This window comes from Pseudomonas sp. R37(2017), from assembly GCF_002113375.1.
Lineage (GTDB): Bacteria > Pseudomonadota > Gammaproteobacteria > Pseudomonadales > Pseudomonadaceae > Aquipseudomonas.
Map to the genome: position 1 here is coordinate 139,946 of NZ_NEHO01000010.1, position 23,987 is coordinate 163,932.

The following is a 23,987-nucleotide window of genomic DNA, read 5'->3' on the forward strand; positions in this document are numbered from 1 at the left end:
AAATGACCGACTATAAAGCCACGCTAAACCTTCCGGACACCGCCTTCCCAATGAAGGCCGGCCTGCCTCAGCGCGAACCGCAGATTCTGCAGCGCTGGGACAGCATTGGCCTGTACGGAAAGTTGCGCGAGATTGGCAAGGATCGTCCGAAGTTCGTCCTGCACGACGGCCCTCCGTATGCCAACGGTACGATCCACATCGGTCATGCGCTGAACAAGATTCTCAAGGACATGATCATCCGCTCGAAGACCCTGTCGGGCTTCGATGCGCCTTATGTTCCGGGCTGGGACTGCCACGGCCTGCCGATCGAGCACAAGGTCGAAGTGACCCACGGCAAGAACCTGGGCGCGGACAAGACCCGCGAACTGTGCCGTGCCTACGCCACCGAGCAGATCGAAGGCCAGAAATCGGAATTCATCCGTCTGGGTGTGTTGGGCGACTTTGCCAACCCGTACAAGACCATGGACTTCAAGAACGAGGCCGGTGAAATCCGCGCCCTCGCCGAAATCGTCAAGGGCGGCTTCGTGTTCAAGGGCCTCAAGCCTGTGAACTGGTGCTTCGACTGCGGTTCGGCCCTGGCCGAAGCAGAAGTCGAGTACGAGAACAAGAAGTCCTCGACCATCGACGTGGCGTTCCCGATTGCCGACGAAGCCAAGCTGGCTGCCGCCTTCGGTTTGCCAACCCTGGCCAAACCGGCTTCGATCGTGATCTGGACCACCACCCCGTGGACCATCCCGGCCAACCAGGCGTTGAACGTTCATCCTGAATTCAACTACGCCCTGGTCGATATCGGCGACAAGCTGTTGGTACTGGCTGAGGAGCTGGTGGAATCCTGCCTGTCGCGCTACGGCGTCGAAGGCTCGGTACTCGCCACTGCTTCGGGCTCGGCGCTGGAACTGATCAATTTCCGTCATCCGTTCTACGATCGTCTGTCGCCGGTTTACCTGGCCGACTATGTTGAACTGGGTGCCGGCACCGGCGTGGTTCACTCCGCTCCGGCCTACGGCGTGGACGACTTCGTGACCTGCAAGAAGTACGGCATGGTCAACGACGACATCCTCAACCCGGTTCAAAGCAATGGCGTGTACGTGCCATCGCTGGAATTCTTTGGCGGCCAGTTCATCTGGAAGGCCAACCCGGCCATCGTCGACAAACTGACCGAAGTCGGTGCGCTGCTGCATACCACCGTCATCGAACACAGCTACATGCACTGCTGGCGCCACAAGACCCCGCTGATCTATCGCGCTACCGCGCAGTGGTTCATCGGCATGGACAAGCAGCCGACCACCGGTGACAGCCTGCGTCAGCGTTCGCTCAAAGCCATCGAAGACACCAAGTTCGTTCCGGCCTGGGGCCAGGCGCGCTTGCACTCGATGATCGCCAACCGTCCGGACTGGTGCATTTCCCGCCAGCGCAACTGGGGTGTGCCGATCCCGTTCTTCCTGAACAAGGAAAACGGCGAGCTGCACCCGCGCACCGTCGAGTTGATGGAAGAAGTTGCCAAGCGCGTTGAGGTCGAAGGCATCGAGGCCTGGTTCAAGCTGGACGCCGCTGAACTGCTGGGCGATGAAGCGCCGCAGTACGACAAGATCAGCGATACCCTGGACGTCTGGTTCGATTCGGGCACCACGCACTGGCACGTCCTGCGCGGTTCGCACCCGATGGGCCACGAAGCCGGTCCACGCGCCGACCTGTACCTGGAAGGCTCGGATCAACACCGTGGCTGGTTCCACTCGTCGCTGCTGACCGGTTGCGCCATCGACAACCACGCACCGTATCGCGAACTGCTGACTCACGGCTTCACGGTCGACGAATCCGGCCGCAAGATGTCCAAGTCTCTGGGCAACGTGATTGCGCCACAGAAAGTCAACGACACCCTGGGCGCCGACATCATGCGTCTGTGGGTTGCCTCGACCGATTACTCGGGTGAAATGGCGGTTTCCGAGCAGATCCTGCAACGCAGTGCGGACGCTTACCGGCGTATCCGTAACACCGCGCGTTTCCTGCTGTCGAACCTGACCGGCTTCAACCCGGCCACGGACCTGCTGCCGGCCGAAGAGATGCTGGCACTGGACCGTTGGGCCGTGGACCGTACCCTGCTGCTGCAACGTGAGCTGCAAGAGCACTACGGCGAATACCGCTTCTGGAACGTGTACTCGAAGATCCACAACTTCTGCGTGCAGGAGCTGGGCGGCTTCTATCTCGACATCATCAAGGATCGCCAGTACACCACCGGCGCCGACAGCAAGGCCCGCCGTTCGTGCCAGACTGCGCTGTTCCATATCTCCGAAGCGCTGGTGCGCTGGATCGCGCCGATCCTGGCGTTTACCGCCGACGAACTGTGGCAGTACCTGCCGGGCGAGCGTAACGACTCCGTGATGCTCAACACCTGGTACGAAGGCCTGAGCGAGTTGCCGGAAGGCTTCGAGCTGGGTCGTGCCTACTGGGACCGCATCATGGAAGTGAAGGTTGCGGTCAACAAAGAGATGGAAATCCAGCGTGCAGCCAAGGCAGTAGGCGGCAACCTGCAAGCCGAAGTGACGCTGTTCGCCGAAGACGCGCTGACAGCCGACCTGGCCAAGCTGAGCAACGAACTGCGCTTCGTACTGATCACGTCGACCGCCAGCGTTGCACCATTGGTGCAGGCACCGGCCGATGCCGTGGTTACCGAAGTCAGCGGCCTGAAGCTGAAGATCGTCAAGTCCGCCCACGCCAAGTGCGCCCGCTGCTGGCACTGCCGTGAAGACGTCGGTGTGAACCCGGAGCATCCGGAAATCTGCGGCCGTTGCGTCGACAACATCAGCGGCGCTGGCGAGGTCCGTCACTATGCCTAATGCCGTTGGCCGTTTCGGGCGGCTGAGCTGGCTCTGGTTGAGCTTGCTGGTCCTGGTCATCGACCAGGCCAGCAAGTTCTACTTCGAAGGCAGGCTCCAGATGTACCAGCAGATCGTGATCATCCCCGATTACTTCAGCTGGACCCTGGCGTACAACACTGGCGCGGCGTTCAGCTTCCTGGCCGACAGCTCCGGCTGGCAGCGCTGGCTGTTCGCGTTGATCGCAGTCGTGGTCAGTGCGGTGCTGGTGGTATGGCTCAAGCGTCTGGGGCGCAACGAGACCTGGCTGGCCGTTGCTCTGGCCCTGGTACTGGGCGGCGCGCTGGGCAACCTTTATGACCGCATTGCCTTGGGCCATGTGATCGATTTCATCCTGGTGCACTGGCAGAATCGCTGGTACTTCCCGGCATTCAATTTTGCCGACAGTGCCATCACTGTAGGCGCTGTCATGCTGGCACTGGATATGTTCAAAAGTAAAAAGACCGGAGAAACCGTTCATGACTGAACAGGTATTGGCTGAGCAACGCATCGGCCAGAACACGGAAGTCACCTTGCATTTCGCATTGCGCCTGGAGAACGGCGACACGGTGGACAGCACCTTTGACAAAGCCCCGGCGACCTTCAAGGTAGGTGATGGCAACCTGCTTCCAGGTTTCGAGGCGGCGCTGTTCGGTTTCAAGGCTGGTGACAAGCGTACACTGAGCATCGAGCCGGAAAACGCTTTCGGCCAGCCAAACCCGCAAAACGTGCAGGTTATCCCGCGTTCGCAGTTCCAGAACATGGAGCTGTCGCCAGGTTTGCTGGTGATCTTCAACGATGCGGCCAATACTGAATTGCCGGGCGTGGTCAAAGAGTTCGACGATGGGCAAGTGACTGTCGACTTCAACCATCCGCTGGCGGGCAAGACGTTGACCTTTGATGTGGAAATCATCTCCGTCAAAGCACTGTAGATACTGTGAATGCGGGCTTGTGTGGCGAGGGGGCTTGCCCCCGTTGGGGTGCGAAGCGCCCCTGAAACCGGCCTCCGAGATTCTGAATGAGTCAGCGGTGACTGCTTTACGATTGCTGCGCAATCGAACGGGGGCAAGCCCCCTCGCCACAAATAGCTCGCTCCCACGGTTTGTTTTTCATTGTTTTCGCGCGCAAGACACGAGGCACAGCATGCAAATCAAACTCGCCAATCCCCGTGGCTTCTGCGCCGGTGTGGACCGGGCGATCGAAATCGTCAACCGCGCCCTGGAAGTTTTCGGGCCGCCGATCTACGTGCGCCACGAAGTGGTTCACAACAAGTTCGTGGTCGAAGACCTGCGCTCCCGTGGCGCGATCTTCGTCGAAGAACTGGATCAGGTGCCGGACGACGTCATCGTGATCTTCAGTGCCCACGGCGTTTCCCAGGCCGTGCGCAGCGAAGCGGCCGGTCGTGGGCTGAAAGTGTTCGACGCCACATGCCCGCTGGTGACCAAAGTCCACATCGAGGTAGCGCGCTACAGCCGCGATGGCCGTGAATGCATTCTCATCGGCCACGCCGGTCACCCGGAAGTCGAAGGCACCATGGGCCAGTACGATGGCAGCAATGGCGGGGCGATCTACCTGGTCGAAGACGAGAAAGATGTCGCGGCTTTGCAGGTGAACAACCCTGAAAAGCTCGCCTTCGTGACCCAGACCACCTTGTCGATGGACGATACCAGTCGTGTTATCGACGCGCTGCGTTCGCGCTTCCCGGCTATTGGTGGACCGCGCAAGGACGACATTTGCTACGCCACGCAAAACCGTCAGGATGCGGTCAAGCAACTGGCCGACGAGTGCGACGTGGTGCTGGTGGTCGGTAGTCCGAACAGCTCCAACTCCAATCGCTTGCGCGAGTTGGCAGAGCGCATGTCCACTCCGGCTTACCTGATCGACGGTGCCGAAGACCTGCAAAAGAGCTGGTTTGATGGCGTCGAGCGTATCGGTATCACCGCTGGTGCATCCGCCCCGGAAGTTTTGGTGCGCGGCGTGATCCAGCAGTTGCAGGCCTGGGGGGCTACCGGTGCCGATGAACTGGCCGGTCGCGAAGAGAACATCACGTTCTCGATGCCCAAAGAACTGCGCGTTCGCTCGGTGCTCTGAGTTTTTTCCTGTCGCATAACGCTTGCTCAGCCTTGTCGCTGCGCAGGCTGACGCGACCGGTCCGTGCCAACACCACTTGATGTTGGCTGACCGGCTCGCGAACGGCGCAAATGTGCAATGTCCCGCCAAACAATGACTCGCCCTGACCTCTGAATCGTATAGAGCTTCCGACTGGACCGTTCCCTACAATCGACATTCGTGCGCCGTTCTGGCGTTCGGCCAGTACTGGATTGTCGCTATCCATCTCCCCTTTGCCGCTGACATCCAGAATGATCCGCCAGCCTTGGCTCCAGTCACCATTGATGCCGTGAATCACCACGGCCTGGTTGCGGACGATGGCTTCGTTCCGGGCGGTGCGAATGCCACTGAAAAGAGTCTGTGCCGCTTGCTCTCTTTGGTTCGACTCGATCAGCGAGGCGAACGCCGGACTGGTCCAATGCAGAACAATTCCTGTAATTGCCAGTCCCATGAGCAGTTCGAACAGGCTGAAGCCTTGTTGCCGCATGACATCTCCCTCCGTGGCGTGCTGTGGCCCGCGCAATCCTTGCGCGAGAAATGACAACGCACACGCACTGCATCGCTCGAATGTTGCGCTGCGCAAGAGCAGGTATAGCCGAAGGAAACAGAAGGCCCCGATGGATCATCGTACAAAAGGTTTCACGCTGATCGAGTTGCTGGTCGCGCTCGCGATCCTTCTGATCCTGCTGACTCTGGCTGTCCCGGCGTTTACCCGCTCGACGCAAGCAACCAGGGCCGATGCTGAAATCGCGGACCTGCGACGAGCCCTGAATTTTGCCCGGCTCGAAGCCGTGGATCGAGGTAACACCACACGGGTTCGTCCGACGGCCGGCGGGGATACCTGGAGTGGGGAGCTGGCGGTTTACGACGGTACTGGCGCTTTGGCCAATGTATTGCGGGTTGTTCCGGCGATGAGCAGCGGTGCAACTCTGGCACTAACCTCTGGCGTCACCGCCATTGATTTCAACGCAATGGGTGGATTGTCGGCGCCGTCCTCGGAGGTGTCGATCAGCTATGGGCGAGGCGCACAAAGCAGGACGCTGACAGTGTGTTTGAATGGGCGAATTCTTTTGGGTGGAAGTTGCGGATGAGGGCAGGGGGCCAAGGCTCGCAGCAGGGCATGACGCTGGTCGAAGTCCTGGTTGCGTTAGTCATTCTGGGCGTGGGGTTGCTGGGGGCTGCGGCGTTCCAACTCAATGCGCTGAAATACACGGACAGTGCGCGTATGACCAGTCAGGCCAGTTTCATCGCCTACGACATGATGGACCGCATTCGCGCCAACGCCGCTGCGGACTACAGCATTGCGCCGCCAGCTTCGGGCAACCCGGACGTTGCTCGGGATCAGGACCTGTTTGATTTCAATACCAACATCGCCAGCTCATTGGGTGCCACCGCGACGGGCAGTATCACCGTCAATCGGCAGGTGTACACCATCACGATTACCTGGGATGACTCACGGGCTGCGAATGCTGCCGACTCGCGGCGCAGTTTCGTCCTGAGCAGCCGTACGGCCATTGATCCGGTGGTGATCCCGTGAGTCATCGCAGCAAGGGCTTTGGCCTGGTCGAGTTGCTGATCGCCCTGGCGTTGAGCTCGATCGTGGTGCTCGGTGTGGTGCAGGTTTTCATCGCGGCCAAGAACACCTATCTCAGCCAGAGCGCGGCCGCGAACATGCAGGAGGACGCGCGTTTCGTGTTGAGCAAAATGATTCAGGAAATCCGCATGGTCGGGATGTTCGGTTGCGTGCAAACGATCGCTGATTCGAGTGAGAAACGTGATTTCCATGCCAGTCAGCTAACGCCGATCCGTTGGGACAAAGGCAGGCGTAGTTTGACGCTGGTTACAGCGGATGTCGGCGTTAATGGCGACAAGCCGGACTGGACTGTGCTTTCCGACTGTCGAGCCAGTTCGACGGCCTACAGTGAGCGGCGGTCGCCAGTGGCGGGGCAATTGGCCTTTCCGATCCGGCGGCTGGTTTACAGCTTCAGCGACGACCAACTACTGATGCAGGGTGGATCAGCTTCAGCCCAGGTATTGGTGGATAACGTCAGCGCTTTTGACGTGAGCTTCGGCTTGGCCAGCACGGCCACTGATCTGGCTGCTTCCCGCTACAGCAGCAACCCGCCGGACCCCGCGCTGATTCGTAGTGTTCGCCTGAGCCTGACCCTCACCGATCCGCACCGCCGGGTGAGCGATCAAACCTTCAATGTGGTTGCCGCTCTACGCAATCGCTTGCCATGAGGGAGTGCCGATGAGTCGTTCTTCCATGACCTGTTGCACCCAGCGCGGCATGGCACTGCTGGTCACTCTGGTGTTCTTGCTCTTGCTGACGCTGACGGGGCTTTCATCAATGCAGAGTGCCACCCTGCAGGAAAAAATGGCCGGTAGCGTCGCCTTGCGCAACCAGTCGTTCCAGAGCGCGGAAGCCGCCTTGCGGGTGGGCGAGAGTGGAGTGCAAAGGGACAGTTATGCGCTACCCGTTTGTAGCGGCATTGTTCAGTGTGCACCACCGGCTGAGTCCTTGACCATTACCGCCGCTGGTTTCAACGCCACGTCCGGAGTGACCTGGATTGCATCGGGCAACGGTTTTTATGGCGTGCAAAACATCGGTGTCAGCGAAGATGCGGTGAATGTGCCAATCAATACCCAGGCGACCTTGTATCGGGTGACGGCTATAGGCATCGCGGGTCATTCGCGAAGTGTGGTGGAGAGCATCTATGCGAAGTACTGAGCGACTTTTGCGGTTAAGGTCACAGCTGGCTGGTGTCCTGGTCGCGCTTGGCGTCTCAGTGTCGACGCAGGCTGCCACGTCAGTGGATTCGCCAGCGCTGAACCGGCCAACCTGCCTGGCCAATGGCAACTGGTACGGTTTTTACCACGGCAATCAGGGCTTGAAGGCCGTCTGCCTGAAGCTGCCCGATGCGATCAGCGTTAAGATGCTCGACAGCAACGCCGATGGAGTGGTCGACAATAGCGACACGCTCTCCGAGGGCGTGATCTTTATCGGCGAACATTCGACCCAGGACGCCGGCGACAATGGTGGGGCGGTGAACGATTCCACTGGCGACGGTACGCCGGGGATGGAAAAATCCGGCGGCAGCCGTCGCATCATGTGGCGACAAATACAGTGAGTGAGAGTTGAGGCATGCGTAGTTCCAACCGCGGTTTTACCCTGATCGAAATCATGATCGTGATTGCGATCATTGGTATTGTCATGACCATAGCCGCCCCGAGTTTCACTGAGTACCTGAACAAGGGCCGTCGCGCAGACGTGACCGGCCTGCTCTCGGAGCAGGCGCAGCTCCTGGAGCGGTTCTACTCGCAGAAAAATGTCTACACCGATGCGACGGGCCTCAGTGCAGGTAATGATTACTACAGCATCATTCCGACCTTGGCCGACCAGACCTTTCTGCTGACGGCGGTGCGCAAGACCGGTTCAAGCATGGCCACTGACAAGTGCGGTGATCTGACCATCACCAACACGGGTGCCCTGGGCATGGTCAACGCAAAATCCGGCCTGACCAGCAAAGACTGCTGGGGGCGCTGAGATTCTTTTTTCAGGTGCTTTTTGCACCCTCTGTCTATTTAACGATTGGATCAGAACATGACCAGGCAACAGCAAGTGGTGATTGTCGGCGGTGGGGTGATTGGCCTGCTGACAGCCTTCAATCTCGCCTCCGAAGTGCAAAGCGTTGTGCTGCTGGATCGCTCCAGCGTCGGCCAGGAGTCGTCCTGGGCTGGCGGCGGTATTGTTTCGCCGTTGTACCCGTGGCGCTACAGCCCGGCGGTCACCGCATTGGCTCACTGGTCCCAGGACTTTTATCCACAACTGGGTGAGCGCTTGTTTGCCGCTACCGGCGTTGATCCTGAAGTGCACACCACCGGTCTGTACTGGTTGGATCTGGACGACGAGGCTGAGGCCCTGGCATGGGCTGCCCGGGAAAAACGTCCGTTGAGTGCGGTTGATATCTCGGCGGCACACGATGCTGTGCCGGTGCTGGGCAGCGGTTTTTCCCGGGCGATCTACATGGCTGACGTCGCCAACGTGCGCAATCCGCGGCTAGTGAAGTCTCTCAAGGCTGCTTTGCTGGCGCTGCCGAACGTGACGATCCATGAGCAGTGCGAAGTCAGCGGGTTTGTTCGCGACGGCAATAAAGTGGTCGGTGTGCAGACGGCCACAGGTGCTGTTCTCGGCGATCAAGTCGTCCTGACGGCCGGTGCCTGGAGCGGCGATTTGCTCAAGTGTCTTGATCTGACGCTACCGGTCGAACCGGTGAAAGGGCAGATGATTCTCTACAAGTGTGCGGCGGACTTTCTGCCAAGCATGGTCCTGGCCAAGGGCCGTTATGCGATTCCCCGGCGTGACGGGCACATACTGATCGGCAGTACGCTGGAGCATGAAGGCTTCGACAAGACGCCGACAGGGACGGCACTGGAGAGCCTGAAGGCGTCCGCGGTGGAATTGATTCCGGCACTGGCCGACGCCGAAGTGGTCGGGCATTGGGCTGGCTTGCGTCCGGGATCGCCCGAGGGTATTCCTTACATCGGCCGGGTGCCGGGGTTTGACGGGCTCTGGCTCAACTGCGGGCATTACCGTAACGGGCTGGTGTTGGCGCCGGCGTCATGCCAGTTGTTTGCCGATGTGATGCTGGGCCGGGCGCCCATTATCGATCCGGCGCCTTATGCACCTGCCGGGCGGCTCTGACTGCCGGGCAGTTGTTGTCAGTCAGGTTGCGATGGGGTCTCAATCCAGTCCCAACTTCTTGAGCCGGTAACGCATCGACCTGAATGACAGATTCAACCGCTGAGCCGCCGCCGTGCGGTTCCAGCGGGTTTCCTCCAGGGCCTGGAGCAGCAGTTGGCGTTCGACGTTTTCCAGGTAGGTTTCCAGATTGTCGATCCGGGTAAGGTCCGGCACGCCACCTTCAGTCCCACAGTTGCCCTCAGCCAGGCGCAGGTCGCCGGCTTCGATCTGATTGTTCTCACACAGGGTATGCGCTCGTTCGAGCATGTTTTCCAGTTCCCGTACATTGCCCGGGAAACGATAGTTTTTCAGCGCATCGAGAGCTTGGGGGTGGAGTGTCGCCGCTGGCTGACCGGTACTGGCGGCCAGGCCCTTGAGCATGTGGCTGGCTAGCATTTCGATGTCATCACGACGCTCGCGCAGGGGCGGCACCCGGAGCTCGATTACGTTCAATCGGTAGTAAAGATCATGGCGAAATCGCCCGGCGGCGACTTCGGCGCCAAGGTCCTTGTGGGTGGCGCAGAGAATGCGCACATCCACCGCCACTTCCTGCTGTCCGCCGACACTGCGTACGGCTTTCTCCTGAATCGCGCGCAGCAGTTTGACTTGCATGGTCAGAGGCAGGTCAGCCACTTCGTCGAGAAGCAGGGTGCCACCGTGAGCCGTCTGGAACAGGCCGGGTTTGTCTTCGATGGCGCCGCTGAAACTGCCTTTGCGATGGCCGAAAAACTCGCTCTCCAACAGTTCCGAGGGAATCGCCGCGCAGTTGATCGGTATGAACGGCTGATTGGCGCGAGCGCTTTGATCATGGATCAGGCGCGCGACCAACTCCTTGCCGCTACCGGATTCTCCGCTGATGTATACCGTCGCATGGCTGCTGGCCAGTTTGGTGATGTGCTTGCGCAGGTTGCGCATGGGCAATGAGTCGCCCAGCAAGCGACGATCGATGCCGGTCCCGAGGGCCGGACGCACCAGCGCTTTGGTGACCAGTTCGCGCAGGCGCGCAAGATCCACCGGTTTGGTCAGGAAGTCGAACGCCCCTGCCTTGAGCGCATTGATCGCGGTTTCGAGGTTGGCGTAGGCGGTGATCATGGCCACCCGGACCTGGGGGTGGCGTTGCTGGATGTGCTGCACCAGCTCCAGGCCGGTACCATCCGGCAACTGCATGTCGGTCAGGCATAGATCGAAGGATTCGCGTTTTAGCAGGGATCGCGCTTCGCCGACGTTGCGGGCGTTGAACGTCTCGAGCTTCATCCTTCCCAGGGTGATTTCCAGGAGTTCGCGAATGTCCGGTTCGTCATCGACGATCAAGACTTTTTGTCGGGGTCTCGTGTTCAACCTGGGTTCCGTCCGTGAGCAAGGGTCATGCAAAAGCTGTCGCTTTCCTGGCGTGCCTTGAAGTCTAGGCGGGACACAGTGCTTTTGCCCGGCTGGCCGGACCGATAAGGCCCCAGGTCCCTGATATGGGGGGTGGGGGCCTTGCCATGAAACATTTCCAGTGATTTCAGGTCGAGCCGTAGCGGCGACATTTGCCCGCGACGTTGCAGGTGCAGGACGTTTTCGATTACCCGGTTCATTCGCAGCGTTTGGTCTTGAATAATCTGCGTCAGACGTCGATCTACGCCCTTCAGTTCCTTGGGTATTCGCGATAGACCTCAATCAGCCGTCATTTCGGCTGAGGTGTCAGCGGCCGCTGGAGCCCTTGTCTTGCTCGAGATGAGCCTGGCTGCAATACCAGCGTTGGTCGAGGCTCAATGCGTGGTCACGAGGCAGGTGAACACCGCAATGGGCGCAACGGACCATGGGCGCCGCTTCCCGCTCGGCAGGGGATGCGGGAGTGGAAGCCTTGCCCTTGAACTTGCGCCAGAACCATACGGCAGCGGCAATCAGGGCAATCCAGAACAATAAACGAAGCATGGTGAGCTGCTTTTTGATTGATGAAGCGGCAGTTTAGCCAAGGACCTGACAGGCGCACAGTGTAATAAGGCGCTGAAACAAAAAAGGGAGACTCGAAAGTCTCCCTTTTTACACAACCGCAGCTGTCAGTCGAACATGCCGAAGGTCATGTAGCTGAACCACGAGCGGTCGCTGTTGTTGCCTTCCGCTTCATGATTTTCTTCTTCGACCGCGTCGCTATTGTCGTCTTTAGGCCTGAGCTCGGCCGGGATTGCATCCTTGGCATCCTGGAACTGCTTCTGTACGTCCTGGTTGGCGCGGGTTTCGCCCGGTGGCAGTGGCGGACGGGACTCGATCAGGCCCAGGGTTGCCTTGCTCAGCCACGAACGGTTGTCGGCTTCGGCCACGGTCGGTACGAACTGACCGTCCACCAGCGTCGGGTGGTTCGGGTAGTTGAGCTTCAGGGTTTCCAGGCTGGTGGCCGCCAGTTCATCCAGGTGCAGGCGCTGGTAGGCCTCGGTCATCACCGCCAGGCCGTCGCCGACCGAAGGGGTTTCCTGGAAGTTTTCCACAACGTAACGACCACGGTTCGCGGCGGCGACATAGGCCTGACGGGTCAGGTAGTAGTCGGCCACGTGAATTTCGTAGGCTGCCAGCAGGTTGCGCAGGTAAATCATGCGCTGCTTGGCGTCTGGCGCATAGCGGCTGTTCGGGAAACGGCTGGTCAGTTGGGCGAACTCGTTATAGGAGTCGCGGGCGGCGCCCGGGTCGCGCTTGGTCATGTCCAGCGGCAGGAATCGCGCCAGCAGGCCGACGTCCTGGTCGAAAGAAGTCAGGCCCTTGAGGTAGTAGGCGTAATCGACGTTCGGATGTTGCGGGTGCAGGCGAATGAAGCGCTCCGCTGCGGATTTGGCGGCTTCTGGCTCGGTGTTCTTGTAGTTGGCGTAGATGAGCTCGAGTTGTGCCTGGTCGGCATACCGACCGAACGGATAACGCGATTCCAGAGCCTTCAGCTTGGCGATGGCGCTGGTGTAGCTGCTGTTGTCCAAGTCATTTTGAGCCTGTTGGTACAACTCGACTTCACTGAGGTTTTCGTCTACGACTTCCTTCGATGAGCAAGCAGCGGTCAATGCGAGGATGGCGATCAGCAGCAGGTGTTTCACTTGCATGGCGGCTTGCGTCCCTATGACGGCCGCTGTCTTGGGCGTGGCCGTCCTGTTATGATGAGCGCCCCGTTGAATAGCCTCGGGGCAAAAGACGCCGTATTTAACCACAAGCGCGCAGCCGAAACCAAAGGCTGTGCCGACGCCTAGTCTGAGCATGTCCGATAAAATTGAACTCCGCGCAGAGGTGCCGTCCGAATTGGGCGGCCAACGCCTCGATCAAGTCGCCGCACAATTATTCGCCGAGCACTCGCGCTCGCGCCTTTCCGCCTGGATCAAAGAAGGCCGCCTGACTGTGGATGGTGCGGTCATCCGACCGCGCGACATCGTTCACGGCGGCTCCATTCTCGAACTGACTGCCGAGCAGGAAGCCCAGGGTGAGTGGGTCGCCCAGGACATCGAGCTGGACATCGTCTACGAAGATGACGACATCCTGGTGATCAACAAGCCTGCGGGCCTGGTGGTGCACCCGGCTGCAGGCCATGCCGACGGTACCTTGCTCAACGCCTTGCTGCACCATGTGCCGGACATCATCAATGTGCCCCGCGCCGGTATCGTGCATCGTCTGGACAAGGACACCACCGGTCTGATGGTGGTGGCCAAGACCATTCAGGCGCAGACAAAGCTCGTCGCCCAATTGCAGAGCCGCAGTGTCAGTCGTATCTACGAATGCATCGTGATCGGTGTGGTGACTGCCGGCGGCAAGATCAACGCGCCGATCGGCCGTCATGGCCAGCAGCGCCAGCGCATGGCCGTGATGGAGGGTGGCAAGCCGGCCGTCAGCCATTACCGCGTGCTCGAACGCTTCCGCTCCCACACTCACGTGCGGGTGAAGCTGGAAACCGGCCGTACCCACCAGATTCGCGTACACATGGCGCACATCAACTACCCGTTGGTCGGGGATCCCGCCTACGGCGGCCGCTTCCGTATCCCTCCGGCCGCGAACCCAACCATGGTCGAATCCCTGAAAAACTTCCCGCGTCAGGCGCTGCATGCGCGTTTCCTGGAACTGGATCATCCGACCACCGGCAAGCGCATGAGCTGGGAATCACCGTTGCCGGAAGATTTCGTCTGGCTGCTGACCCTGCTCAAGCAAGACCGCGAGGCGTTCATCGGATGAGTGACTGGCTGATTCCTGACTGGCCCGCGCCGGCCGGGGTCAAGGCCTGCGTCACCACCCGTGCGGGCGGCGTCAGTGTGGCGCCGTTCGACAGCCTCAACCTCGGCGATCACGTCGACGACAGCCCTGAAGCTGTTACCGAGAATCGCCGTCGTCTTACCGAACACTTCTCCATTCAACCGGCCTGGCTGCAGCAAGTCCACGGCATCGTCGTGGCCCATGCCGATCCGGATCAGGTGGTGACTGCCGACGCCAGTTGGACATCGACACCCGGTATCGCCTGCGCGGCGATGACGGCCGATTGCTTGCCAGCGTTGTTTTGTGATCGTGCCGGCACTCGTGTCGCAGCGGCCCATGCCGGTTGGCGCGGATTGGCGGCGGGCGTGCTGGAAGCCACCCTCGACAGTCTGGCGGTACCACCTGCCGACGTATTGGTCTGGCTTGGCCCGGCCATCGGCCCGCAGGCCTTTGAGGTCGGCCCGGAAGTGCGCGAAACCTTCGTGCAGCAGTTGCCGCAAGCGGCAGAGGCGTTTGAGCCGAGTCAAAACCCCGGCAAGTTCATGGCCGACATCTATATGCTGGCCCGCTTGCGTCTGGCGGCTCGTGGTGTAACGGCTGTCTATGGTGGTGGTTTCTGCACCGTAACCGACCCTCGCTTCTTTTCCTATCGCCGAGCGTCCCGCACCGGCCGATTCGCCTCCTTGATCTGGCTCGACCGCTAGACTTCCCTGACCTGCATCAACGTCACGACGCTTGAATCTTCCAGAATCGGCCACATCTATTGTGGTATCTGGCAGGTTTCTTCATTCAGGATGTTTATAGGTCCGGCCTGCTCAAAAGGAGGGTGACCCATGCGTATAGACCGTTTAACCAGCAAGTTGCAGTTAGCGTTGTCCGATGCCCAATCCCTGGCTGTCGGCCACGATCATCCGGCCATTGAACCGGCGCACTTGATGCAAGCCTTGCTCGAACAGCAGGGCGGCTCGATCAAGCCCCTGTTGATGCAGGTGGGCTTCGACGTCAACAGCCTGCGTAAAGAGCTGACCAAAGAGTTCGACCAGCTACCGAAAATCCAGAACCCGACCGGTGACGTGAACATGTCGCAGGATCTGGCGCGCCTGCTCAACCAGGCTGACCGTCTGGCCCAGCAGAAGGGCGACCAGTTCATCTCCAGCGAACTGGTGCTGCTCGCTGCCATGGACGAGAACAGCAAGCTCGGCAAACTGTTGCTCGGTCAGGGCGTGAGCAAGAAGGCCCTGGAAAACGCGATCAACAACCTGCGTGGTGGTGAGGCCGTCAATGACCCGAACCACGAGGAAGCGCGTCAGGCGCTGGACAAGTACACCGTCGACCTGACCAAGCGCGCCGAAGACGGCAAGCTCGATCCGGTGATAGGTCGTGACGACGAAATTCGCCGGACCATCCAGGTGTTGCAACGCCGCACCAAGAACAATCCGGTGCTGATCGGTGAGCCTGGCGTGGGTAAGACCGCCATTGCCGAAGGCCTGGCCCAGCGCATCATCAACGGCGAAGTGCCGGATGGCCTCAAGGGCAAGCGCCTGCTGTCCCTGGACATGGGGGCGCTGATCGCCGGTGCCAAGTATCGCGGTGAGTTCGAAGAGCGCCTCAAGGCCTTGCTCAATGAACTGGCGAAGCAGGAGGGGCAGATCATCCTGTTCATCGATGAACTGCACACCATGGTTGGCGCCGGCAAGGGCGAAGGCTCGATGGATGCGGGCAACATGCTCAAACCGGCCCTGGCTCGCGGTGAGCTGCATTGCGTCGGTGCCACTACGCTCAACGAGTACCGCCAATATATAGAGAAGGACGCCGCTCTCGAGCGACGTTTCCAGAAAGTGCTGGTGGACGAGCCGAGCGAAGAGGACACCATCGCCATCCTGCGTGGCCTCAAAGAGCGTTATGAGGTTCACCACAAGGTGGCGATTACCGACGGCGCGATCATTGCCGCGGCCAGGCTCAGTCATCGTTACATCACTGACCGGCAGTTGCCCGACAAGGCCATTGACCTGATCGACGAGGCCGCCAGCCGCATCCGCATGGAGATCGACTCCAAGCCGGAAGTGCTGGACCGTCTGGAGCGTCGCCTGATTCAGCTGAAGGTGGAATCCCAGGCGCTGAAGAAGGAAAGCGACGACGCGGCGAAGAAGCGTCTGGAAAAGTTGCAGGAAGAAATCGCTCGTCATGAGCGTGAGTATTCGGATCTCGAAGAAATCTGGAACTCGGAAAAAGCCGAAGTCCAGGGTTCCGCGCAGATCCAGCAGAAAATCGAGCAATCCCGCCAGGAACTGGAAACGGCCCGCCGCAAAGGCGACCTGAATCGCATGGCCGAGTTGCAGTACGGGGTGATCCCGGACCTGGAGCGCAGCCTGCAAATGGTCGACCAGCATGGCAAAGCCGAAAACCAGTTGCTGCGCAGCAAGGTGACTGAAGAAGAGATCGCTGAAGTCGTGTCGAAGTGGACCGGTATTCCAGTGTCGAAAATGCTCGAAGGCGAGCGCGACAAACTGATGAAAATGGAAGCCCTGTTGCACCAGCGTGTGATCGGCCAGGAAGAAGCGGTGGTCGCGGTTTCCAATGCGGTGCGGCGTTCCCGCGCCGGGTTGTCCGACCCGAATCGCCCGAGTGGCTCGTTCATGTTCCTCGGCCCGACCGGTGTCGGTAAAACCGAGCTGTGCAAGGCGCTGGCCGAATTCCTCTTTGATACCGAAGAGGCGATGGTGCGGATCGACATGTCCGAGTTCATGGAAAAACATTCCGTGGCTCGCTTGATCGGTGCGCCACCGGGCTACGTGGGGTACGAAGAGGGTGGTTACCTGACCGAGGCCGTCCGTCGCAAGCCTTATTCCGTGATCCTCATGGACGAAGTCGAGAAGGCGCACCCGGATGTGTTCAACATCTTGCTGCAAGTGCTCGAAGACGGCCGTCTGACCGACAGCCATGGGCGCACGGTGGATTTCAAGAATACCGTGATTGTCATGACGTCCAACCTGGGGTCGGTGCAGATCCAGGAGCTGGTCGGCGATCGTGAGGCGCAGCGTGCAGCGGTGATGGATGCGATCTCCACGCACTTCCGGCCGGAGTTCATCAACCGGGTCGATGAAGTGGTGATCTTCGAGCCATTGGCGCGAGACCAGATCGCCGGCATTACCGAGATCCAGTTGGGTCGCCTGCGCAGCCGCCTGACCGAGCGGGAGCTGAAGCTTGAACTCAGCCCCGAGGCCATGGACAAGCTGATCGCGGTCGGTTACGACCCGGTGTACGGTGCACGGCCGCTCAAGCGAGCGATCCAGCGTTGGATCGAGAACCCGTTGGCGCAGTTGATCCTGTCCGGTCGATTCATGCCGGGCGATACCGCTCACGGCGTGGTGGAAAACGACGAAATCGTCTTCGTCTGATCCTTGGCGGCAGGAAAATTGAAGAGGCCTTGCATTGCGAGGCCTTTTTTTTGTCAGGCTGTTGATCTTAAAGGAAAAGGCTTGTAAAGTGCGCCCCGCAGTCAGTCACCCGCCAGGGTTTCAGCCTTCCGGGCAGGAATCCAAAATAAGTTGCAAATCATTAACTTGAAAGCAAATTAGGGGGTTGACAGAGGTGCTGAAGATTGTAGAATAGCGCGCCTCAGACACACGAACGCAGCGATGCGAGCGGGTCGAAGAGAACGCAGTAAAGCTACAAAGTTGTAAATTGAAATGTGTAGTTCCGTGATAGCTCAGTCGGTAGAGCAAATGACTGTTAATCATTGGGTCCCAGGTTCGAGTCCTGGTCACGGAGCCAATTTCAAGCCGGGGTATAGCGCAGTCCGGTAGCGCGCCTGCTTTGGGAGCAGGATGTCAGGAGTTCGAATCCCCTTACCCCGACCATTTTTGGGTCGTTAGCTCAGTTGGTAGAGCAGTTGGCTTTTAACCAATTGGTCGCAGGTTCGAATCCTGCACGACCCACCATTTTTGAAACCAGGTAACACTGGGATCGAATCTTAAGATCAGACGCCAAAAGCTCTGTTCGCAGAAGGCGCCTTTCGAAGGTGCCTTTTTTTTACCGGGGTATAGCGCAGTCCGGTAGCGCGCCTGCTTTGGGAGCAGGATGTCAGGAGTTCGAATCCCCTTACCCCGACCATATTAAAAATCCTCGTATCGAAAGATACGGGGATTTTTTTTGCCCATGAGAAACTCCGCAAAGCCACTGTGCGAGCCTGCTCGCGAAAGCGTCATTACAGTCGACATCATCGTCATCTGAAAGACAGCTATCGCGAGCAGGCTCGCTCCCACATCAGGTTTTACATCAGTGAAGCTTGAGGCGTGGCTCGGTGCCTCGTCCGATCTTGCTGCCCAGCATCAGCATCGCCGTGCGGAACGGCCCATACAGCGCCATTTGGTGCATGCGGTATAGCGATATGTAGAACATCCGCGCCAGCCAGCCCTCGAGCATCACACTGCCGGTGAGGTTGCCCATCAAGTTACCCACAGCCGAAAAACGCGACAGCGAGATCAGCGAGCCGTAGTCGGTGTACTTGTACTCCGGTAGTGCCTTGCCTTCGATGCGCAGTTTCAGCGATTTGGCCAGCAACGAAGCCTGTTGGTGAGCGGCCTGGGCACGTGGCGGTACATTGCGGTCGCTGCCAGGTTGCGGGCAGGCGGCGCAGTCGCCGAACGCAAAGATGTTTTCGTCACGGGTGGTTTGCAGGGTCGGCAGCACTTGCAACTGATTGATGCGATTGGTTTCCAGGCCATCGATGTCCTTGAGGAAGCCCGGTGCGCGAATACCGGCGGCCCATACCTTCAGGCTGGCGTTGATCACTTTGCCGTCGGCGGTAATCAAGGCGTCAGCCGTCACTTCGCTGACGGCGGCATTGGTCATGACGTTGACCCCGAGTTTCTCCAGGGTTTTATGCACAGGCCCGCCAATCCGCTCCGGCAGCGCCGGCAGGACTCGTGGCCCGGCTTCGATCAGGGTGATGTGCATGTTTTCCGGTTTGATCCGGTCCAGGCCGTAGGCTGCCAATTCATGGGCGGCATTGTGCAGCTCGGCGGCCAGTTCGACCCCGGTGGCACCGGCGCCGACGATGGCGACGCTGATTTGTTCGACGGCGTCGGCCTGGCCGGCGTGAGCGCGCAAATAGTGATTGAGCAGTTGCTGGTGGAAGCGCTCGGCCTGTTTGCGCGTGTCGAGGAACAGGCAGTGCTGCGCCGCGCCCTGGGTGCCGAAATCGTTGGTGGTGCTGCCGACGGAGATCACCAGCGAGTCGTAAGGCACTTCGCGGGCCGGCACCAACTCCAGACCGGCTTCGTCATAGGTGGCGGCCAGCTGGATTCTTTTCTTCGCGCGATCGAGCCCGCTCATGCGCCCCAGCTGAAACTCGAAGTGGTTCCATTTGGCCTGGGCAACATAGTTCAGTTCATCTTCGGAAGAGTTCAGGGAGCCGGCCGCCACTTCGTGCAACAACGGTTTCCAGATGTGGGTCAGGTTCGCGTCGACCAGCATCACACTGGCCGTGCCGCGCTTGCCCAGAGTCTTACCCAGACGGGTAGCCAACTCCAGACCGCCGGCGCCGCCGCCAACGATGACAATACGATGAGTCATGGGGATATCTCGCAAGGCTAAAAGAAATCGTTGTCTTCGTTACCCAAGCGAGCATGAGGGTCTGTTGACGTTTGATGACGACCGCGACGGATGCCCACGTGGTGCAGGGCAAGGCGCGAGGAACGTGATTTGGTTGTTCCAAATGAGTTCCGAGCAACGCTGCCCTGCGCCACGTGGGCGTCCGTCCCTTCGGGTTGCGCTCCAACGAGCGCGAGGCTGCGTTGCGGGATTTGCCAAGGGAACAACCATTGGCGGCATCCCGCGCCTTGCCTCGCACTCGTTGGAACGCAACGCGGTTCGTCATCAAACGTCAACAGACCCTCGGCAGCTCATAGCGTCAGGTAACTGATAAGTCGGCTCAACAGGCCCAGACCAATGGTCACTGCCAATACCAGTACAAGGAGCATCCACGGCCGGAAAGGCCGGCGCTCGACTTGGTGCTGGGACAACTGCAGGTACTCTTCGACATGCTTCTGGTCGTCGGGGTTCAGGCGGCTGGTCATATCGGGCCTCGTCAGGGGTAGACGTTGCTGAATGTGTAGAAGCTACAGTGTTTTTACCCAGGGTTGAACGCAGCATAGCCGCTGTCCGGAACAGGTTCGACGCTCACGATATCGTCCAGGCGAATGATTCCACTTTGTAACACCCGGGCAGTGATTCCGCCATGTCCGCGCACGGCCTGAAAGGTACCGATGCCCAGGTTGCTTTCCAGGCGCGCACAGGGCTGGCACCAGCCGGTAGTTTCGAACGTTGCCTGGCCGATCCGGAAGCGGCGGCCCTTGAGGCTGAACAGATTGATGCCACTGATAACGAGATTGCGCCGCAGATCTTCAGGCCGGACCGGGTGATCCTGCGCTCGCCCCATCAGTGCGCTGATCACGGCCAAATGCTCCCACTGGATCAGCGTTACCTGCCGCGCATTGCGCACGCCGGGGCGGGCGTGGTCGCCGGTCAGGCCGGCCTCCAGGCGCGCTTCCACGGCATCGAGTTCAAGCATTTGCGAACGTGATTGCGGGCGCACGCCGATCCAGCGTACACGACCTTGCTGCGGCACCTCGGCGATCAGCTGTTGCAGCGGGCTCACAGACTGATCCCGACGTCGAACACAATGCTGCGCCCCAGGTTGCTGCGCAAAAAGTCCGGTGCATCCGGGTGTGCGAACAGCACGCGGGCGAAAGTCGGCCCCACCAATGACAGCGAGCGCCAGCCCTGACGCAGGTATTCGGTCGGTGGCGGGAAATGGCTGTTGAGGTCCAGCACTTCGCGTTTGAGGCTGGCAAAGGCAATGATGTCCAACTCACCCAGATCCATGCCGCGTTCTTTGTAGTTGTGCGCTTTTTTGCGCAAGGTCGGCGCCAATCGCAGCAAAAATTCGTTGGCTGGAATGCGCCGGGGCTTGGCCTCGCGGCGCACCAGTTGGCTGAGGGAAAACGCGCTGCGACGGCGTTGCAGTTCGTCGCGCCATTCGTCGTTGAGGCGCCGGCCCTCGTCGAGCACGAAGAACACCTCGAAACTGGCATCGCGAAACAACACATCCGGCGGCTCCCCGGCGGGGGCGAACTCATCGGCACGATAGGGAATGTTCAAGCCTTGCAGCAGGCGCTGGCAGACCCAACGCTCCCGCTCCCATTTGCGGGCATTGGACAGGAAGGCGTTGGCCTGCTCGGCCGCGATGGTCAGCAGGCGTAAGTAATCTGAGTCATCCATAGGCCCAAGCTTAGCGTTCAAACGTGATCGCAAAGAAGACAATTTGTCTCCGAGGCTCGATGCCTCCCGTTCCCATGCCCGTTTCAGGGCTCTGCACAAAATGGATAGTGGTCTGCGCGCACTGGCTATTGCCTCGTATCGGGCGTCTCTACCCTCGGCTGTACGGACGTAAGCCGTGTTACCGACGCTCTAAAAAAACAACAACAAGAGAAATACGCCATGCGCAAGATCGACGTACATGAGGTTATCGACAACGCTCGTTTCAACCGCTTTCACTGGATGGTGCTGTTCTGGTGTGCCTTGATCATCATCTTCGACGGTTACGATCTGGTGATCTACGGCGTGGTCTTGCCGATGCTGATGAAAGAATGGGCGCTCAGTCCTTTGCAAGCCGGTGCACTGGGCAGCTATGCACTGTTCGGCATGATGTTTGGCGCGCTGTTCTTCGGTCCGCTGTCCGACAGGATCGGCCGCAAGAAGGCCATCACGATCTGCGTGATGCTCTTCAGTGGCTTCACCGTGCTCAATGGTTTCGCCCGAAACCCCACCGAGTTCGGCCTTTGTCGCTTCATTGCCGGGCTCGGCATTGGCGGCGTGATGCCTAACGTCGTGGCACTGATGAACGAGTACGCGCCGAAAAAAATCCGCAGCACTCTGGTCGCGATCATGTTCAGCGGTTACTCGGTGGGTGGCATGTTGTCCGCCGGGCTGGGCATTGTGCTGATCCCGAGCTTCGGCTGGCAGTCGGTGTTTTACGTGGCGGTCCTGCCGTTGCTGTTGTTGCCGCTGATCATGTATTTCCTGCCCGAATCGGTGGGCTTCATGTTGCGTCAGGGGCGTAATGAAGAGGCGCGCAACATTCTTCAACGCATCGATCCGGCCTGCGTCGCACAACCGTCTGACCAATTGCACATGGCCGAAGTGAAAGGCACGGGCACCCCGGTGCTGCAGTTGTTTCGTGAGGGCCGTGCGCTGCGCACGCTGATGCTGTGGCTGGCGTTTTTCTGCTGCCTGTTGATGGTCTACGCGCTGAGTTCCTGGCTGCCGAAACTGATGGCCAACGCCGGTTACAGCCTGGGTTCGAGCCTGTCGTTCCTGCTGGTGTTGAACTTCGGGGCGATCTTCGGCGCAGTCGGCGGCGGGGTGCTGGGTGACAAGCTCAATCTGCCGAAAGTGCTGGCGGTGTTTTTCGCCATGGCGGCGGTGTCGATCACGCTGTTGGGCTTCAATAGCCCGATGCCGGTACTGTACCTGCTGATCGCCATTGCGGGTGCCACCACCATTGGTTCGCAGATTCTCCTGTACGCCTGCGCCGCGCAGTTTTATTCCATGACGATTCGTTCGACCGGTCTGGGCTGGGCGTCGGGCATTGGGCGCAACGGGGCCATCGTCGGCCCGTTGCTGGGCGGTGCTTTGCTCGGGATCAGCTTGCCCCTGCAACTGAACTTCATGGCGTTTGCCTTGCCCGGTGCGGTGGCAGCCCTGGCCATGACCGTGTTCGCCATCAGCAGTCGACGCAGCGTGGCTGGCGTCAATCCAGCGTTGTCAGCGACCGGTGCCTGAATCATGAAAGCGTTTTTCCAGGACTTCTCGTTGTCAGCCGCCGTGGCTGGATTCATTGCCACGGTGATTTCCTACGCCGGCCCATTAGTGATCATTTTTCAGGCGGCAGAAGCGGCACATCTTTCACGGGAAGTGTTGTCGTCCTGGATCTGGGCGATCTCTATTGGCAGTGCCGTGCTCGGTATCGGTTTGAGCCTGCGCTACCGCGTTCCGGTGATCATCGCCTGGTCGGCGCCGGGTTCGGCGTTGCTGGTGACACTGTTGCCTGACATCTCCATGGCAGAGGCGGTGGGCGCTTATTTGGTCAGCAGCCTGATCATTTTCGTGGTTGGCATCTCGGGGGCTTTCGACCGGATCATCAGCAAGCTGCCCGCCGCCATCGCGGCGGCGATGCTGGCGGGGATCCTGTTCAGTTTCGGCACCGGGTTGTTCGTATCGATGCAGCACAAGCCGTTGCTGGTCCTGGCGATGTTTGCCTGCTACCTGATCTGCAAGCGTGTGATACCGCGTTTTGCGGTGATGATGGTGCTGTTGGTGGGGTGTTCGATTGCCGCGCTCACCGGTGATTTGCATCGTGAAGCGCTGGTGATCGGCCTGGCCACGCCGGTGTGGATTACGCCCGAGTTCAGCCTGGGCGCGATCCTCAACATCGCCTTGCCGCTGGTGATGGTGGCGCTGACCGGTCAGTTCGTGCCCGGCATGGCGGTGCTGCGCGCCAGTGGATATCCAACGCCGGCGAGCCCGATCATCGCCAGTAGCGCCCTGGGCACGGCATTGCTGGCGCCGTTTGGTTGCCATGGACTGAATCTGGCGGCCATCACTGCGGCGATCTGCACCGGTCGCGAATCCCACGAAGATCCGCGCAAACGCTACGTGGCCGGGGTCGTCGGCGGCCTGTGCTACCTGCTGTTGGGGATCTTCGGCGCCACGCTGGTCTCGCTGTTTTCAGCGTTCCCCAAGGAGTTGATCGCGGCGCTGGCCGGGCTCGCCCTGTTCGCCGCCATTGCGGGTGCGTTGACGGGCGCGATGGCGGTGCCGAGCGATCGTGAAGCCGCGCTGGTGACCTTTCTGGTCACGGCTTCGGGCATGTCGTTGTTCGCTTTGTCCGCGGCGTTCTGGGGGCTGATTTTCGGCATGGCCACCCATGTGCTGTTGAGCGCTCGTCGTTCCGTTCCCCTTCGCAAATCCACTGCAACCGAAGCTCTTCAACCCGTCGATCAATAACAATAAGAGACAAA

23 protein-coding genes, 4 tRNA genes and 2 pseudogenes are annotated in these 23,987 nt (G+C 59.8%); 20 read left to right on the plus strand and 9 right to left on the minus strand.

Annotated elements, in window-relative coordinates; translation table 11 throughout:
- The first annotated feature begins 2 nt into the window (after window positions 1-2).
- The 4 genes from ileS to ispH all read left to right on the plus strand — a co-directional run bounded on the left by ileS (window position 3) and on the right by ispH (window position 4,943).
- Window positions 3-2,834 carry an isoleucine--tRNA ligase gene (gene ileS / locus CAG47_RS17670; protein ID WP_085726134.1) on the plus strand — a complete coding sequence of 944 codons (2,832 nt, stop codon included), beginning with the start codon at window positions 3-5 and terminating at the stop codon, window positions 2,832-2,834.
- Entirely contained in the window at window positions 2,827-3,339 is a 513-nt protein-coding gene (gene lspA / locus CAG47_RS17675) for a signal peptidase II (protein ID WP_085726135.1), read from the plus strand. The genes ileS and lspA overlap by 8 nt, the downstream gene beginning before the upstream one ends.
- A 7-nt stretch (window positions 3,340-3,346) precedes the next feature.
- On the plus strand, window positions 3,347-3,784 hold the full coding sequence (gene fkpB / locus CAG47_RS17680) for an FKBP-type peptidyl-prolyl cis-trans isomerase (RefSeq protein WP_177409028.1): 438 nt from the start codon (window positions 3,347-3,349) through the stop codon (window positions 3,782-3,784).
- 211 nt (window positions 3,785-3,995) lie between these two features.
- The gene (gene ispH / locus CAG47_RS17685; RefSeq protein WP_085726137.1) at window positions 3,996-4,943 is read left to right on the plus strand and encodes a 4-hydroxy-3-methylbut-2-enyl diphosphate reductase; all 948 of its coding nucleotides are present in this window, start codon (window positions 3,996-3,998) and stop codon (window positions 4,941-4,943) included.
- Here ispH and CAG47_RS17690 read toward each other — a convergent pair.
- Window positions 4,897-5,448: a GspH/FimT family pseudopilin gene (locus CAG47_RS17690; RefSeq protein ID WP_085726138.1), complete on the minus strand. Its 552-nt coding sequence runs from the start codon at window positions 5,446-5,448 to the stop codon at window positions 4,897-4,899. The genes ispH and CAG47_RS17690 overlap by 47 nt on opposite strands.
- A gap of 130 nt (window positions 5,449-5,578) precedes the next feature.
- Here CAG47_RS17690 and CAG47_RS17695 point away from each other — a divergent pair, with 130 nt between their 5' ends.
- From CAG47_RS17695 to thiO, 7 genes and pseudogenes are all read left to right on the plus strand, one after another.
- Complete coding sequence (locus CAG47_RS17695; RefSeq protein ID WP_085726139.1) at window positions 5,579-6,052, plus strand: GspH/FimT family protein; 474 nt, start codon at window positions 5,579-5,581, stop codon at window positions 6,050-6,052.
- Window positions 6,049-6,498: a type IV pilus modification protein PilV gene (pilV, locus tag CAG47_RS17700; protein ID WP_085726140.1), complete on the plus strand. Its 450-nt coding sequence runs from the start codon at window positions 6,049-6,051 to the stop codon at window positions 6,496-6,498. Before CAG47_RS17695 ends, pilV begins: the two co-directional genes overlap by 4 nt.
- Window positions 6,495-7,202 (plus strand): PilW family protein, encoded by a 708-nt coding sequence (locus CAG47_RS17705; protein WP_085726141.1) that lies wholly within the window; start codon window positions 6,495-6,497, stop codon window positions 7,200-7,202. Before pilV ends, CAG47_RS17705 begins: the two co-directional genes overlap by 4 nt.
- A gap of 10 nt (window positions 7,203-7,212) precedes the next feature.
- Window positions 7,213-7,692, plus strand: a complete 480-nt coding sequence (locus tag CAG47_RS17710; RefSeq protein WP_085726142.1) for a PilX N-terminal domain-containing pilus assembly protein — start codon at window positions 7,213-7,215, stop codon at window positions 7,690-7,692.
- Window positions 7,693-7,879: 187 nt separating this feature from the next.
- Window positions 7,880-8,092, plus strand: a pseudogene (locus CAG47_RS17715) (hypothetical protein); the annotation flags it as partial.
- A gap of 14 nt (window positions 8,093-8,106) precedes the next feature.
- Window positions 8,107-8,508: a type IV pilin protein gene (locus tag CAG47_RS17720; RefSeq protein ID WP_085726144.1), complete on the plus strand. Its 402-nt coding sequence runs from the start codon at window positions 8,107-8,109 to the stop codon at window positions 8,506-8,508.
- Window positions 8,509-8,565: 57 nt separating this feature from the next.
- The gene (gene thiO, locus CAG47_RS17725; protein WP_085726145.1) at window positions 8,566-9,666 is read left to right on the plus strand and encodes a glycine oxidase ThiO; all 1,101 of its coding nucleotides are present in this window, start codon (window positions 8,566-8,568) and stop codon (window positions 9,664-9,666) included.
- A 39-nt stretch (window positions 9,667-9,705) separates the two neighbouring features.
- On the opposite strand, the gene CAG47_RS17730 is transcribed toward thiO, so the two are convergent.
- The 4 genes and pseudogenes from CAG47_RS17730 to CAG47_RS17745 all read right to left on the minus strand — a co-directional run bounded on the left by CAG47_RS17730 (window position 9,706) and on the right by CAG47_RS17745 (window position 12,770).
- The gene (locus tag CAG47_RS17730; RefSeq protein ID WP_085726146.1) at window positions 9,706-11,043 is read right to left on the minus strand and encodes a sigma-54 dependent transcriptional regulator; all 1,338 of its coding nucleotides are present in this window, start codon (window positions 11,041-11,043) and stop codon (window positions 9,706-9,708) included.
- 149 nt (window positions 11,044-11,192) lie between these two features.
- A pseudogene (locus tag CAG47_RS29380) lies at window positions 11,193-11,342 on the minus strand (hypothetical protein); the annotation flags it as partial.
- Window positions 11,343-11,388: 46 nt separating this feature from the next.
- Window positions 11,389-11,622, minus strand: coding sequence for a PP0621 family protein (locus tag CAG47_RS17740; protein WP_085726148.1), 234 nt, complete (start codon window positions 11,620-11,622; stop codon window positions 11,389-11,391).
- Window positions 11,623-11,747: 125 nt separating this feature from the next.
- A complete protein-coding gene (locus tag CAG47_RS17745; protein WP_085726149.1) occupies window positions 11,748-12,770 on the minus strand; it encodes an outer membrane protein assembly factor BamD in 1,023 nt (340 codons plus the stop codon).
- 151 nt (window positions 12,771-12,921) lie between these two features.
- Here CAG47_RS17745 and rluD point away from each other — a divergent pair, with 151 nt between their 5' ends.
- The 7 genes from rluD (at window position 12,922) to CAG47_RS17780 (ending at window position 18,015) form a co-directional block, all read left to right on the plus strand.
- Entirely contained in the window at window positions 12,922-13,884 is a 963-nt protein-coding gene (gene rluD, locus CAG47_RS17750) for a 23S rRNA pseudouridine(1911/1915/1917) synthase RluD (RefSeq protein WP_085726150.1), read from the plus strand.
- A complete protein-coding gene (gene pgeF, locus CAG47_RS17755) occupies window positions 13,881-14,606 on the plus strand; it encodes a peptidoglycan editing factor PgeF (RefSeq protein ID WP_085726151.1) in 726 nt (241 codons plus the stop codon). The genes rluD and pgeF overlap by 4 nt, the downstream gene beginning before the upstream one ends.
- A gap of 129 nt (window positions 14,607-14,735) precedes the next feature.
- Window positions 14,736-17,300 (plus strand): ATP-dependent chaperone ClpB, encoded by a 2,565-nt coding sequence (gene clpB, locus CAG47_RS17760; RefSeq protein WP_085726152.1) that lies wholly within the window; start codon window positions 14,736-14,738, stop codon window positions 17,298-17,300.
- A 300-nt stretch (window positions 17,301-17,600) separates the two neighbouring features.
- Window positions 17,601-17,676, plus strand: a tRNA-Asn gene (locus CAG47_RS17765).
- Window positions 17,677-17,685: 9 nt separating this feature from the next.
- Window positions 17,686-17,762 (plus strand) — tRNA-Pro (locus CAG47_RS17770).
- A gap of 5 nt (window positions 17,763-17,767) precedes the next feature.
- Window positions 17,768-17,843 (plus strand) — tRNA-Lys (locus CAG47_RS17775).
- A gap of 95 nt (window positions 17,844-17,938) precedes the next feature.
- A tRNA-Pro gene (locus tag CAG47_RS17780) sits at window positions 17,939-18,015 on the plus strand.
- 165 nt (window positions 18,016-18,180) lie between these two features.
- Here the strand turns inward: CAG47_RS17780 and CAG47_RS17785 are convergent.
- The 4 genes from CAG47_RS17785 to CAG47_RS17800 all read right to left on the minus strand — a co-directional run bounded on the left by CAG47_RS17785 (window position 18,181) and on the right by CAG47_RS17800 (window position 21,186).
- Window positions 18,181-19,479: an NAD(P)/FAD-dependent oxidoreductase gene (locus CAG47_RS17785; RefSeq protein WP_085726153.1), complete on the minus strand. Its 1,299-nt coding sequence runs from the start codon at window positions 19,477-19,479 to the stop codon at window positions 18,181-18,183.
- Between the two features lie 329 nt (window positions 19,480-19,808).
- Window positions 19,809-19,982 (minus strand): DUF3094 domain-containing protein, encoded by a 174-nt coding sequence (locus CAG47_RS17790; RefSeq protein WP_007970531.1) that lies wholly within the window; start codon window positions 19,980-19,982, stop codon window positions 19,809-19,811.
- Window positions 19,983-20,035: 53 nt separating this feature from the next.
- Complete coding sequence (locus CAG47_RS17795) at window positions 20,036-20,563, minus strand: MOSC domain-containing protein (RefSeq protein WP_085726154.1); 528 nt, start codon at window positions 20,561-20,563, stop codon at window positions 20,036-20,038.
- Window positions 20,560-21,186: a DUF1780 domain-containing protein gene (locus CAG47_RS17800; protein ID WP_007970534.1), complete on the minus strand. Its 627-nt coding sequence runs from the start codon at window positions 21,184-21,186 to the stop codon at window positions 20,560-20,562. The genes CAG47_RS17795 and CAG47_RS17800 overlap by 4 nt, the downstream gene beginning before the upstream one ends.
- Window positions 21,187-21,405: 219 nt before the next feature.
- Here CAG47_RS17800 and CAG47_RS17805 point away from each other — a divergent pair, with 219 nt between their 5' ends.
- Window positions 21,406-22,749 carry an aromatic acid/H+ symport family MFS transporter gene (locus CAG47_RS17805; RefSeq protein ID WP_085726155.1) on the plus strand — a complete coding sequence of 448 codons (1,344 nt, stop codon included), beginning with the start codon at window positions 21,406-21,408 and terminating at the stop codon, window positions 22,747-22,749.
- A 3-nt stretch (window positions 22,750-22,752) separates the two neighbouring features.
- Window positions 22,753-23,973 carry a benzoate/H(+) symporter BenE family transporter gene (locus CAG47_RS17810; protein WP_085726156.1) on the plus strand — a complete coding sequence of 407 codons (1,221 nt, stop codon included), beginning with the start codon at window positions 22,753-22,755 and terminating at the stop codon, window positions 23,971-23,973.
- Window positions 23,974-23,987: the final 14 nt, after the last annotated feature.

Excerpts from the sequence above, each read along its gene's own strand:
- ileS (WP_085726134.1), top strand. The coding sequence starts at position 3 with ATGACCGACTATAAAGCCACGCTAAACCTTCCGGACACCGCCTTCCCA.
- lspA (WP_085726135.1), top strand. The coding sequence starts at position 2,827 with ATGCCTAATGCCGTTGGCCGTTTCGGGCGGCTGAGCTGGCTCTGGTTG.
- ispH (WP_085726137.1), top strand. The coding sequence starts at position 3,996 with ATGCAAATCAAACTCGCCAATCCCCGTGGCTTCTGCGCCGGTGTGGAC.
- CAG47_RS17690 (WP_085726138.1), bottom strand. The coding sequence starts at position 5,448 with ATGCGGCAACAAGGCTTCAGCCTGTTCGAACTGCTCATGGGACTGGCA.
- CAG47_RS17695 (WP_085726139.1), top strand. The coding sequence starts at position 5,579 with ATGGATCATCGTACAAAAGGTTTCACGCTGATCGAGTTGCTGGTCGCG.
- pilV (WP_085726140.1), top strand. The coding sequence starts at position 6,049 with ATGAGGGCAGGGGGCCAAGGCTCGCAGCAGGGCATGACGCTGGTCGAA.
- CAG47_RS17710 (WP_085726142.1), top strand. The coding sequence starts at position 7,213 with ATGAGTCGTTCTTCCATGACCTGTTGCACCCAGCGCGGCATGGCACTG.
- CAG47_RS17720 (WP_085726144.1), top strand. The coding sequence starts at position 8,107 with ATGCGTAGTTCCAACCGCGGTTTTACCCTGATCGAAATCATGATCGTG.
- thiO (WP_085726145.1), top strand. The coding sequence starts at position 8,566 with ATGACCAGGCAACAGCAAGTGGTGATTGTCGGCGGTGGGGTGATTGGC.
- CAG47_RS17740 (WP_085726148.1), bottom strand. The coding sequence starts at position 11,622 with ATGCTTCGTTTATTGTTCTGGATTGCCCTGATTGCCGCTGCCGTATGG.
- CAG47_RS17745 (WP_085726149.1), bottom strand. The coding sequence starts at position 12,770 with ATGCAAGTGAAACACCTGCTGCTGATCGCCATCCTCGCATTGACCGCT.
- rluD (WP_085726150.1), top strand. The coding sequence starts at position 12,922 with ATGTCCGATAAAATTGAACTCCGCGCAGAGGTGCCGTCCGAATTGGGC.
- pgeF (WP_085726151.1), top strand. The coding sequence starts at position 13,881 with ATGAGTGACTGGCTGATTCCTGACTGGCCCGCGCCGGCCGGGGTCAAG.
- clpB (WP_085726152.1), top strand. The coding sequence starts at position 14,736 with ATGCGTATAGACCGTTTAACCAGCAAGTTGCAGTTAGCGTTGTCCGAT.
- CAG47_RS17785 (WP_085726153.1), bottom strand. The coding sequence starts at position 19,479 with ATGACTCATCGTATTGTCATCGTTGGCGGCGGCGCCGGCGGTCTGGAG.
- CAG47_RS17790 (WP_007970531.1), bottom strand. The coding sequence starts at position 19,982 with ATGACCAGCCGCCTGAACCCCGACGACCAGAAGCATGTCGAAGAGTAC.
- CAG47_RS17800 (WP_007970534.1), bottom strand. The coding sequence starts at position 21,186 with ATGGATGACTCAGATTACTTACGCCTGCTGACCATCGCGGCCGAGCAG.
- CAG47_RS17805 (WP_085726155.1), top strand. The coding sequence starts at position 21,406 with ATGCGCAAGATCGACGTACATGAGGTTATCGACAACGCTCGTTTCAAC.
- CAG47_RS17810 (WP_085726156.1), top strand. The coding sequence starts at position 22,753 with ATGAAAGCGTTTTTCCAGGACTTCTCGTTGTCAGCCGCCGTGGCTGGA.